We start from the raw sequence: 12,402 nt of genomic DNA on the forward strand, positions 1-12,402 counted from the left end.
GCCTACGATCCTTTCTTTGCCGAGAACATGATCAGCGACTGTTGAATGTAAACCATGAAATGCTCAAGCGATGGCATCTTGAGGCTTGGGATCTTTGCTTTGTCGTCCCAGCGTCGCAGGGCCAGGGCCGCGTCTTGGTGCGAATTCGACCGAAACAGGAGAACTTCACTTCTGGACATCGGGCCCCCTTGGAGTTGAAGACTCAACTGCGAGGGGGGACTGAGTTCAGTCAAGTAGTCCGGGTCGATCGCGCAAAGATACCGTTTGGCGGCCACATGCAAGAAGACCGGTTTCACGACATCGGGGCCGAACCGCTGTGCCAACCAACGGGCGGCCAGTGACTCGTGGCGATCGTCGACACCCTGTTCGGGCGCATCCGCAGGCAGCGAGTGGAGCAAGTGGCCCACATCATGGAGTAACGCCGCTGTGATCAACGCCGGCGAGGCCGCTTCGCGTTCAGCGAACATCGCGGTTTGCAAGGCATGCTCACCTTGCGTGACAGCCTCGCCTCCATAGAGCGAATCGCCCTTCTCACGGAACAGCCGAAGGACTTCGTTCATCGTTTCGGCTACGCTGGCGGAGCCGTCCTGGGACACCTTTTGTGACCCTCATGAAATCTTAATCATTAAAGTCTGACGCGGTCAGTATACTATGTCGGCGGTCGACAACGTAGAACGGTCCGTCAAAATGGCTTCGGTATCTCCATGAACCCAGCCGCGGAATTGCTCCCCTCAAAGCCACGGGTCGAGCGGAACCACGAACTCTTTTGGGCGGCTTGGGCTCTCCTGGCCGCGTTCGGCAGCTATTTTTGCATGTATGCGTTTCGTAAGCCGTTCACGGCGGCGAGTTATGCGGACACGTCTGTCTGGGGCCTTGGGTTCAAAACCGTGCTGGTGACCTCGCAGGTGTCGGGCTACATGGTCTCGAAGTTCCTTGGTATCAAGGTCATCGCCGAGATGCCGCCACAGCGCCGAGCGATCGGTATTCTGTGGCTCGTTTTGGTTGCGGAGTTTTCCCTGGTGCTCTTCGGACTCATTCCACGCCCATGGAATGCGGTCTGCCTTTTCTTGAATGGGTTGCCTCTCGGCATGGTTTTCGGCTTGGTGTTGGGGCTTCTCGAAGGAAGGCGGCTCACCGAGACGCTCACCGCCGGCCTCTGTGCGAGCTTCATTCTGGCGGATGGTGTGACCAAGTCGGTGGGAGCCCTGTTGCTCCAACGAGGTGTTTCCGAAGAATGGATGCCGAGCGTTGCGGGGGCGCTCTTTCTGCTTCCGCTTGGCGTCTGTGTCGCGATGCTCGCCCGGATCCCGCCCCCCAACCACCACGATATTACCGCACGCGCTCAACGGTTCACGATGAGCCACGCCGAGCGGTGGTCGTTGATGCATCGGTATGCTTTTGGGCTCATTCCGATCATTCTGGTCTACTTCACCGTGACAATCTTGCGGAGCATCCGGGCGGACTTTGCGCCGGAGATCTGGCGAGGTCTCGGCAAACCGGCTCAGCCGGGGACTTTTACTCGATCGGAAATGCTGGTGGCGCTCGGCGTTCTTGTCGTCAATGGTGGGACCGTGTTGATTCGAGACAATCGCCGCGCCTTTTTTACTTCACTGGCGACTTGCGGCGTGGGATTCGGGCTGCTAGCCGCCGCGTTGCTCGCCCGGCAGCTTGATCTGGTCTCTGGTTTCGCCTTCATGGTCGTCATCGGCCTCGGGTTCTACCTCCCCTATGTCGCGATTCATACGACCGTGTTTGAACGACTCCTCGCCATGACACGTGATCGAGGCAACATTGGCTTCTTGATGTACGTCGCTGATTCGGTCGGCTATCTCGGCTATGTGATCGTCATGCTCGCTCGGAATGTTTATCATCCTGAGCAGGATCTGCTCGGTTTATTGAGCGGTGCCTGTTGGTTCGCAGTCGTACTGTCGATGGTCTGTCTGATTCTGTGCTGGCGTTATTTCTCAGCGATCGAATCACCGCTCGAGAATGCCTGAAATCCACGAGATCTCTGATGCCTCATTCGCTCGCGGCCGTTTTCGATGGCAGGCCCGACCAGCTTGACCTGCGTCTGCTGCCTATTCCTGCGGTACAACCAGGAGATCTTGGTTCGTGTCCTTGGCTGCACGTTGTGCGGGAGCGATCTGCATAGCGTTGAGGGACGCCGTTCGGTGCCCGTGCCGACGGTTCTTGGCCACGAGATTGTGGGTGAGATCGTCGAGTTCGGCAAATCCGGTCCGACTCGTGACCTGGCTGGTCAAGAGCTCAAGATTGGCGACAGGGTCACATGGGCGATCGTTGCGAGTTGTGGTCATTGTGATTTCTGCGATCGCAGTCTCCCTCAAAAATGCCTGAACGCGGTTAAATATGGGCATGAGCCATTCCGCGATGGCCGAGAGTTGCTGGGTGGGCTCGCGGAGCACTGTCTCCTCGTCGCCGGCACGGCGATCGTGCGGTTGCCCGACCGGATGCCGCTCGAGGTCGCCTGCCCTGCAAGTTGCGCCACCGCCACGATCGCCGCCGCGCTTGAAGCGGCCGGCGACTTGCAAGGGCGGCAGGTCTGTGTGATTGGAGCCGGGATGCTTGGCCTGACCGCCTGCGCCATGGCACGGGTCCAAGGCGCGGCGGGCATTGTTTGTGTCGAGCCAAACGACCTACGACGTGAGCACGCCTTGTTGTTTGGGGCCAGTGGCGTTGCCCGACCGGATGAGCTTACGGCTGTCGCGGCTGAAGCGGTTGGCCGACATGGTTTCGACGTGGTCGTCGAGCTTTCCGGCCATCCATCCGCCTTCGAAATGGTCTGGCCTCTTATCCGGGTCGGCGGGAGGCTCATCCTGGTCGGCTCGGTATTCCCCGCTCCGCCCGTGTCGGTCTCGCTCGAACAGATCGTGCGTCGCCACCTGACGATTCGAGGTATTCATAACTACGCACCTCGGCATTTGCTCGCTGCCGTCGAGTTCCTCTCCGCTCATCACGGCGAATTCCATTCGCCGCACTTGTCGCTCACTGGCTCCCGCTCTCGTCAATTGCTGAAGCCTTTGCCCAGGGCCGTGATCCCCGCGCGATCAGGGTTGGAGTTCGGCCCGACCGTCCCGAGCGGTGAATCGTCCTGGTGAGAGGTCTCTGTAGGCACTCGATCCGAACGATGGCGTCTCGCAAGTCCAAACCGAGCGGATGTTGTATGCGAAAGCAGCCCCACTCGGCTCGGGTCGAGCGGGGCTGCGACAGCGTTGGTGGTTGGACCAAGCGTCAGTTCTCGTTGCGAGTCGGCTTTCCTGTGGTGCGAGCCTGACCCGTCGTCGAGGATTTCACAATGGCCGGATCTCTCAAAGTGGTCGCAACTCGAGCCGCGAGCGCGGAACCCGAATTCGGGATCGCGGGCATGATCGGTCGGCTGCTACGTGGTGAGAGAATTCGCGCATTTCGAGAGATCGCGGAACCGACCTGCGCAGGCTTCATCACCGGCTGATCGGGAACGAAGAATTTGCCGGGCTGGGTCGACGTTCGAGTAAGCGTCTCCAGGAGACCGCGCGACGCCGAGGATGCTCCAGTGCTGGAGTTGGGCAAGTACAGCGTGCTAGGAGGTATCGCCTGGGGGGGGGCGTCCTGAACTGGCGGAGGTACTGTATCGTCTGGAGTACTCGGCTCGGTCTGGGGAGAATCCGTCGTCTTCGAATCGCGATCGGCTGAAGGGGCAATCTGTGGCGTTCCGCTCGGCACCACCACCACGGGCTTCGTGGGCAACGCGAGAGGAGTGAACGAAACGGTGAGCGACCCCGATGCGGCAACGCCACGCTCGGCATGGGTCCCGGTCGTGGGAGTCACGACGATGGATGTCGTGGTGATCGGCTTCAGGGGCGTCGGATTCCGGATTGGGTCGAAGGTTACGGCCGTGTGATGCAATCGAATGAGGATGTCGTTTGTAAGCTGATCCAAGGTTGCGTTTGCAATGACGATCTGACCTTTGGCGTTAGGCTTTAGATCCACAATCTCGATGGGAGATAGATTGGGGAATTTGAACTCGATTTTCACTTTGTCGGGAGCGAGCCCGACCGGCTCGAGCCAACTCAAGACGATCTGATCAGGGGTAGAGTCGATGACCCCGGCAACTCCGGGTTGCGCCGGGACACCTTCAACACGATTCGTGACTCCATAGCTGATTGAGAGCTCGCTGGTTTTGATGGCGTAGCCGAAGGCGGGGGCGGGAGTCGTTGGGGGGGGCGGATTGGCTTCGACGAAAAGGTGGTTTGAGATGCCATTGGGCGTGGCAATGTGGACGTCGAAGATGAGTCGTCCATCTCTCGTTTGGATGGGGCGTGCATCCGCCTTGATGGTGATTTCCATCACATTGCGGCTGATCAGCTTCATGTCTGCCGCAGGTACCCCGCCCGCGATGACCTGAGTCTCATGCACACTGAAGCTCGTGCCGAGCATGAAAATCGTCGAGGGCTTGCCGACTTGGGCTGGTTCGCCGAACCAGGACAGCAACCTTGGGAAGAGGCGGGTGCCTGACGAGTTGAAGACCTCCGATCCGAGCAAATCGCCCTCGTAGGGCAAAGGTACGCGGTAGTCCTGAGAGGGAAGCTTCGCCTCAAGCTGTGCGAGCCGATCGGACAGGCGTGCGATTTCGCCAGGACGGTAGTCTCCGCTATCACAGACCTGGTTCAGCGCGTTCTTAGCCGTCTGGAGCTTGCGGCTGAACTCGAGCACATCAGCCGTATCGAATTTCTGGTTGGCGTGCTTGCCGACGTATTCGAACCAGTTGCCGAAGGACGTGAAGTGGATCGAGGGAACGAAATTCGGCGCCACGACCAGAGCCACGCACTCGCGGGGGCCCGGCTCTATGAAGCGGTTTTTGGCGATGTAGCTCTGGTTGTAGCTCGTTCCCGCGATCAGCCCGGCGATGCGACGGACGTTTCCCGGGGTTGGGGGCGTCTGGATCCGCGGGTAGAATTGCCATCCGAAGGTCGATTCGCCCGCCCCGTAGCCGATGGCAGTGCGATTCAGGCCGATGGTCTCGAGGTCCGTCTCCAACCTGCGGGCGAACTTCGTGGCCTGGTCAAAATTGAGGTTGCCGCTAGCGATCCCAACGGCGAGGGCCGCCTGGAACTCGCTACGGGCGCTGAAGAGGTCGAGATGATTTTGCTGCTCGACAGCAGGATCGATCGCGAATACGTGGATCGGCCACTTGCACCTGACATAGGTGTTAAAGGCCTCGCGAGCCTCGGGACTCGGCAACAGGTCGTAGAAAGTCAGGTTGTTCAGATCCTCGCAGGCGCAGCCCTTCTGCTGGGAGATGACGTCGATATCGTGTTTGAGTTGACGGTCGACAAGAACTGATTGGACCATTAGTGCATAGATAAAAACGTCGGTTGCTCGCTTGTACTGTTTGATGTCGTACTTCATTCCTGGGGTATAGTTCCACCCGTTCCTGCGGATGACGAGCTCATCGATGAATTGTCTTCTCCATTCCGCCAGCGCGACATAGTTTCGCTGCTGTACGAGGTTGTCGAGCTGTTGGAACCGGGCGGTCGAAAACATGTCGGTTAGCATGCCGTTGCGGGCTTGTTCACGCATATAGCGGTGGGCGTGGCCGAGTCCGTTTATCAGCCAGGACAGAATGCTCGGGTCGTGTCGATATCCATCGGCCAATTCTTTATTAATCGCATCAAGAAGCACGGCTTGCTCGTCTACCCCGTAGATGTCCGGTGATTCGGAGAACGGGATTGTGGACATAATGCCATTGCTATTTCCCCCACTCGCTCCGTTGTCCACAAATGAGCGGTCATCTGGAGACTGTAACCCCGAGTTCTTCGAATGGAGTTGCGTCGTGGGTGCCGCAGCGACCGTCATTGTGTTGGGATCACTAATCGGTATATTGTGAATTAACTTTAGCAGGATCGGGTGGATCTGGTAGGCGGTGTCCATGATGGTGATATCGCGGAACGTGGTTGGCAGGAGGTCAGGAGAAAGCATGTGCTTGGCCTCCACGGTGACAGTTGCACCATGGCCTTTGCGGACCTCGGGGCCGGGCAAGAGGCTGATTGGCATTCGGATGAGGTACAGGCCATAACCGGGCGCGTCAGTGAGGTCGTCGCCCGAGTTCGTCCGCCGCAGTTCCTGCAGATGCTTCAGGTAATCGTCCCTCTCATCAAGGCCGATCTTCGGCTCGAGTTCGATGGCGTCCGTTGGCAGGAGTGCGGTGGGCAACTGAGGGAGATTGGTCGCGTTCCGATTAAGGAGCGCCGAGATCGAATCAAGCAAGGGTTGGGCGGTTCCGCCCGGGGCCGCGGGCACAACAACCGTGGTCGAGGGAGCGGCGGTCGCACTCGAAGCGGCACCGCCCCGTCTTCCAGCCGCTGCCCGAGGCTGTATGGCCGCTCCGATTGAAGTCGCGCTGGTGAGTACTGCGGTGTCGGCCCGGCGGATCGCGGCATTGAGAGTTACGGTGAACTTGTTGACCTGGTCCGCCATCTCCTTTTCGTACTCGGCCCGGTACTTCGTCATCCGGTTCTGCCCCCAGACGTCCGGGGCCTTCATGCCAATCATCCCTTCCTCGAAGAGCTCTTCATCGAGATCGTCGATGAGAGCGGCTAATTGCTTGACCGTCACGATCTGGTGCGATTTGTCGATTACCTTTCGATTGCGATGTAAGATACCCTGTCCGGCGATGGGCCTTGGAATGATGAGCATGCCCGTTGTGGCGAAGGCCAGGCTGAACAGGATTAACTTCATTCGATGACACATCGCCTCATCCTCCAGGGTTAACGAGCCGAGTCGAATCAGCCTTGAAAGCTGGATAGTTTATTCATGAAACTGAATATAGAAATCAATCTGCTAGCGTAAGAAAGTGTGCGTGAAATGCGTTGTGCGTGAGCGTTTCGTGCGACTTTGCTGATTTGGTTGATCGAAGCAATTGATTTGAATTCAGCGATTAAGGTTATCGGCAGCGTGACTGGTTGCTGAAGAGGGAATTGGAAGGGACTGCAAGAATCCTCTCGTGCAAAAACTCACGACGCCATGTTCGCAGGTTGTCGAGGTGGGTAGGGCTAGCGCACACTAACTGGCAGATCCGACAAGCACTTACAACAGGAAGTCATCGCTCCAACCGCCATTGCGCTGCCGCATCGCGACAGTTCCACACCCAGGATGTCGCGGCGATACGCGAACAGGGATATTGCGAATTCTCTTAGAATCGCAATTCGTCCTCTCTTGCCAGGCTCGAGGGTAAGGGTTGATTTGGGTCGTAAATGATCTCCGTTTCCCTCACCCCTTTATCGATCCTTCGATGATTTGTTAAGTTGCGAGTTCTTATGAGCTTGGGTGTTTGATTTGAATGGTGGAGGAAACGACTTGTTGAATTCAACGGTCCGTAAAAGAGCGAAAGCACCGAGGGTTCTTGCCGTTTCCGCCACGGGTTGTTTGCAGTAGCACGGCCGGCCCGGCCGTAATTCCCTTAGTTCGCAGTAGCACGGCCGTAGTTCCCTCGGGGTCGGCGCGAGTCTGAGGAATGGCCCTGGGCCGAGGGGGATACGACCGGGCCGGCCGTGCTACGATTCGACCGGCCAGGAACCCAGCGAAATTCTCGCCCAGTCGCGGATCGTTGTGAATATTACGGTCGTTCTGCTCGCCAGTTGCCATGGAGCCGACGAAATTCGGGTAACCATAACTGGAGTTGCGTCACCAACTCCTGCTCGTCGTGAACCTGGTGTGCGACCCCGACTTGATAGACTCCCCAGCGATCCACTTCGGGGTCGATCATAACTTCCAGCACCGGATCACCCACCTGCCAGACGACACCCGCCCTGGTGCCGTCCGGGGCGACGACGAATGCGTCACCCCAATCACGACCTTCGGAGCAGTTCGGCTCAGAGATGGTCCCGAAGCACCAGCCGTCGTCTGATCTCGACTGCTCCAGCAACGGGAAGCCGTGGTAGACGGGGGCACCTTCCGGGCGGGCGAGAAACGCGGGCAATGATGGGGCCGCGGAATCAGCCTTGGGATCGAGTCTGAGTGGGACGCCCTCGGATTGATCATTCGGTTGTTCGCCCATCAACGAACCTCGTTCTTGATTTTTTCATCCCCTTGGGACTGAGCTTGGAGCTTGTCACTGATGAAGCTGGCGGCAGGACTTGCGCCTCGTTGGAACATCGGGATCGCAATGGTGGGCTCTCACGCTGCGTGAAAGCACGGCTGCCGGCTGCTTGAACTCGAGAGTGGATTGAGGCCTTGAGGTTATTGGTAGCCCCGGTCGACCCGTATCCGGGGGCGGACCTCACTTCTCGCTCGCGGTTTGCCGCCATTCCTCGAATGCTTTCGCCATCACCTGGACGCGGTCGGGTTGTTCCTTCGAGAGGTCGTTCAGTTCGGTGCGGTCGGCTTCCATGTCGTAGAGTTCCCATGGCCCGAGCTTGGAAGAGACGAGCTTCCATCGTCCCATGCGGACTGCCCTCGCGCCCGCGGTGGCCCAGCCCAGCATCTCGTGACCTTCTCGCTGGCCGCCACGGAAGATCGGCAGTAGGCTTTTGCCAGCCAGCGGCCGCACATTTCTTCCGGAAAAGTGGCTGGGATAAGGAATGTCCGCGATGTCGAGGCAGGTTGCGAGGATGTCCACGATGTGGCCGATCTCGTGGGTCAACTCGCCGGCCTGGCGGATCGTGCCCGGCCACCAGGCGATCAGTGGCGTGGCAATGCCACCTTCGTGGTTCGACTGCTTGTTGTGGCGGAACGGCGTGTTGGAAACGTTTGCCCAGGGCGGTCCGGCGGTCACAAACGTGTCGGCCGGGCCCGGCTGGATGTCTGAAGTGTTCCCGACGCGGGTCGGCGTGCCGTCCAGGCGCCAGGGCTGCCCTGGCTTGTCCAGCCCCACGGCCGGCGGCTGGTCGGACGCGCCGTTGTCGGAGAGAAAGAGTACAAGCGTATTTTTATCAGCATTGGCACGGTGGAGGGCGTCAAGGACGCGGCCGACGCTCTGGTCGAGAGAATCCACCTGCGCGGCGAAGGCGGCCATGCGCTCGGCCTCCCAGTCCTTGTGTTCGGCTTCTTGCCACGCGGGCACTCGCGAGTCGCGCGGCGACAACCGCGTTTGATCCCCGATCAACTTGAGATCGATCAACCGCTGATGACGCCTCGCTCGGGCTTCGTCCCAGCCGACTTTTCGGTAGAGCTCGCGATATTTTGCGATGTCCTCCGGCTTGGCGTGGAGCGGCCAGTGGGGCGCATAATGTGCCATGTAAAGAAAGAAAGGCTGATCCTTCGACGCGGCCTCGGCAATGTAGTCCACCGCGTAGTCGGTAATCATGTCGGTCTTGTAGTGACCTTTGGGCGGGATCGTAAGCGGCTGACCGTCACGATAGAACGCGTTGTTGCGCACGGCCATGAAGTAATTGCCCGGCCCGATGTGTCCGGTGCTCCCCATGAACCGGTCGACGTGACGCGAGATCATCGCGGGGTCATGCCACAGGTCGGCGGTGACCATGTCGAGCCGGCCCACCGCGCACGTCGAATACCCCGCGCGTTTGAGCAATTCGAATGCGGTCACGCAACGGTTATTCAGAAGCCCTGTCCAATTGAGGATCCCAACCTGGTGCGGGTGTTGCCCTGTCATCAAGGACGCCCGCGACGGTCCGCACAGGGCGCAGTTGTAGAACTGCGAGAACCGTAGCCCGCTCGCGGCCATTCGATCAAGGTTGGGCGTCCGGATCTCGCCGCCATAGCAGCCGATGTCGGAGAAGCCCATGTCGTCGGCCATGATGAGCACGATGTTGGGACGCGTCGCGGCAAGGACCTCGCCGCTCATGGGGCCAAGCGCCGCGCTCACGGCGAAAGCCAGGAGCAAGGCTCCAGGCCCGAAGCTGCGCTGGGGTCTGGCTCGAACGTAGGAAGCGTTGAGCCTCGAACCCCACAGGAACGGTAAGCTTTCCACTTTGAACCTCAATTTGACTGACCTCTTTCCGCAAGTGCCGTCCGGCGGCCTGTGCAGAAAGTTCATGCCGGGGTGTCCTGGCGCAAGAACATGAGTTCCCCTTGCGTCTCTACCTCGTCGAATCGGACCGCTGTGAGGATCGTGAACATCGGGGTGGTCGATGCAATATTGCGTTGCCGGACCGCCTCTCACTCAGTAGGCGTCAGACGAGATGATCTCGCCCTGGGAGCGCGACCCGAGCGCCCAGACGACCTGCATGCTGGTACTGTCCTTGAGGAACCGGACTGATCCGTCGCAGAGCAGGACGTTGGCTCCGCCCGGATGGAAGCTGCTCATGCCGAACATCCCGGGATTCCCGGTGCCTGAGGAACTCGTGCAGCAATTGGGCGAGGTCGGGTTGGGAGGGAGCAAGACATTGCCCAGGCCGAATTTCGGGAGGCCGAGGTTCCACCACTCGCCCAGAAGCGGCGTCTGGGTGACAACCCGGTAACTGGCCGTCGTCGCCCCCGCGCGGCATTGAGAGATCCAGGCCAGAAAGGGGGCGGAGCCGGCCGGCATGACCATCTGGGCCGTATTTCGGGTGACGCCAGGGGGATACGATCCGAGCATGATGATGTCGGACGGAATCGAGATGACATTGTTATTGCCGGTTCCTGTCTTCCATTCACCGAAGGCAATCGTATTGGTCGTCCCGTCGGTGATGGATCCGATGCCGATCGCCGCTCCCCCAAACTGGAACGGACCGTTCGGTGGCCCTCCGGTCTGGCCGGCATCATACTCGAGGGACGATCCGAACGAGGCGAAATAGTTGTTGCCTGACGCCTGGAACGGGCTCCATGGCACGCCATTCAAGTTGGTTGTCGTATAAGAGGGGGGCGGAGACGAAGGGCAGAGAAACGTGGAGATTCTCAGTTGGTAGAGAGTGCCGTTGGCGGCATTTCCATAGGTCGGGTCGTTGGCGGCCGCGAGGTTGAAGTTGGCCACGTTGAAGAGCGCCAGTTGCTCCGCGTAGGCCAGGAGCCGGACATGCGTGCTGAAGGAGCCGTTGCTGATGAGGGCGCCTCCGGAGTTCCTGACCGGAAGTGCCCCAGGCGGGAAGCAGTCGTTCGTGGAGTGATAGTTGTGCATGGCAAGCCCGAGCTGCTTGAGATTGTTGACGCACTGCATGCGTCTTGCCGCCTCCCGGGCCGCCTGAACCGCCGGCAGCAGCAAGGCAATGAGCACGGCGATGATGGCAATGACAACCAGTAGCTCGATCAGCGTGAACCCGCGAAGCGCACGAGGGGCCCTCCATCCACCCGTTCGATCGGACGAGGGGTCGGTCGGATACCCAAGGGATAAAATGGAAGTTGACGCATGCATAATGGTGAGCATGATCGAAAACCAGCCTTCCTGTCTTGCGAGCCTCCGGGGGACCGGTCGGTCGCGTCGAGGGAAAGGGGAATGCTGTTGGCCTCCCGTGACCGGGTCAGCCTGGAATTCTGTCGTCAAATGAAATTGAGTTGGTCAGTATCGGAAGCCGGGTTGGAAAAGCCGTTCGTTCTCAATCCAGTTGCATCGGGTCGACCCGATCTCGGATGCTCAACCACGCCTCGCCAAGTCGATCGCTCTGGACTGCCGCTTTTGGTGCGATTCAGCAATGTGTCGGATAAGGAGGCGGGTTTTGTTCGGACGTGCCAGGGCGAGCATCGCCTTCTGGAGCAATCAATGCTGCTGTGTTTGTGTAGACGAGCTGCGAAGCAGCCGGTCAGTCGCATCGGGAAGCGCAGGCAACATCGCCTGCGGTGTGCCTAACTTATAAGACTCGGAGACATCTTTGCTGTAATTGCACGCCCCGTCAAGGGGAATGTCGATTATCTCGATAGGGATTCCGGGTGGGTATTGTGTGGATCGGAATGTGGTGTCGAGGCCAGAGCGAGAATACGATTGGTAATATTGCCAATTCTTGAAGCAGCCTTGGGGATTTGGAGACGCTCGGTCTAGTTAGGCGCGTTCTAAATCAGCGGAGACCTGGGATCTGAGCACGAGCTTTCTCGGCCAGCATGGAGCTTCGCAGTCCCTTGGAACAGGCTGGGAATCATCTCCCAATCTCTGAAAGGGATGACCGGCCGCAACACGGGAACGGATTCCCGGTCGATTCCGCGGGACTGCAAAATCCGTGCATGACGTGATCTGAGGATGCAACTCGATCATTTCGGATCGCCGGGCTTATCCCAAAAATCCCAGATCGAAGACCGGCCTGATTTTGCGTGGGTTGGCCCTGTGGGGAGGAGCTCTTCAGCAATCGCTCCCAGCGGGCCGAAAAAAACTCCGAGAAAGAGACCCTCAAGGGGCTCGCGTTGCTTCTGTTTGGCAATCTGCGATCCCATGGGACCAAATATCAACGCACTGATCGCGGCAAACCCAAGGAACAACATCCAGTAGCTCATCGTCCACTCCTCTCGGTCGCTCAAGGGCCCGTTTATGGGGAACCAGGC

At 59.1% G+C, this 12,402-nt stretch carries 7 protein-coding genes; 2 read left to right on the plus strand and 5 right to left on the minus strand.

What is annotated here, in order from left to right; translation table 11 throughout:
- Positions 1-2: 2 nt before the first annotated feature.
- Positions 3-560 carry a phosphonate degradation HD-domain oxygenase gene (locus V5E97_RS28910; protein WP_406695030.1) on the minus strand — a complete coding sequence of 186 codons (558 nt, stop codon included), beginning with the start codon at positions 558-560 and terminating at the stop codon, positions 3-5.
- Between the two features lie 144 nt (positions 561-704).
- On the opposite strand from V5E97_RS28910, the gene V5E97_RS28915 reads away from it, so the two are divergent.
- Entirely contained in the window at positions 705-1,997 is a 1,293-nt protein-coding gene (locus V5E97_RS28915; RefSeq protein ID WP_406695031.1) for a DUF5690 family protein, read from the plus strand.
- A 45-nt stretch (positions 1,998-2,042) separates the two neighbouring features.
- The gene (locus tag V5E97_RS28920; protein WP_406695032.1) at positions 2,043-3,116 is read left to right on the plus strand and encodes a zinc-binding dehydrogenase; all 1,074 of its coding nucleotides are present in this window, start codon (positions 2,043-2,045) and stop codon (positions 3,114-3,116) included.
- 133 nt (positions 3,117-3,249) lie between these two features.
- Here the strand turns inward: V5E97_RS28920 and V5E97_RS28925 are convergent, their stop codons facing one another.
- From V5E97_RS28925 to V5E97_RS28940, 4 genes are all read right to left on the minus strand, one after another.
- Positions 3,250-6,747, minus strand: coding sequence for a hypothetical protein (locus V5E97_RS28925; RefSeq protein ID WP_406695033.1), 3,498 nt, complete (start codon positions 6,745-6,747; stop codon positions 3,250-3,252).
- A gap of 865 nt (positions 6,748-7,612) precedes the next feature.
- The gene (locus V5E97_RS28930) at positions 7,613-8,053 is read right to left on the minus strand and encodes a hypothetical protein (RefSeq protein WP_406695034.1); all 441 of its coding nucleotides are present in this window, start codon (positions 8,051-8,053) and stop codon (positions 7,613-7,615) included.
- Between the two features lie 222 nt (positions 8,054-8,275).
- Entirely contained in the window at positions 8,276-9,925 is a 1,650-nt protein-coding gene (locus V5E97_RS28935) for an arylsulfatase (RefSeq protein ID WP_406695035.1), read from the minus strand.
- A gap of 192 nt (positions 9,926-10,117) precedes the next feature.
- Positions 10,118-11,299 carry a DUF1559 family PulG-like putative transporter gene (locus V5E97_RS28940; protein ID WP_406695036.1) on the minus strand — a complete coding sequence of 394 codons (1,182 nt, stop codon included), beginning with the start codon at positions 11,297-11,299 and terminating at the stop codon, positions 10,118-10,120.
- Positions 11,300-12,402: the final 1,103 nt, after the last annotated feature.

This window comes from Singulisphaera photorubra (assembly GCF_045290345.1).
Classification (GTDB): domain Bacteria; phylum Planctomycetota; class Planctomycetia; order Isosphaerales; family Isosphaeraceae; genus Singulisphaera.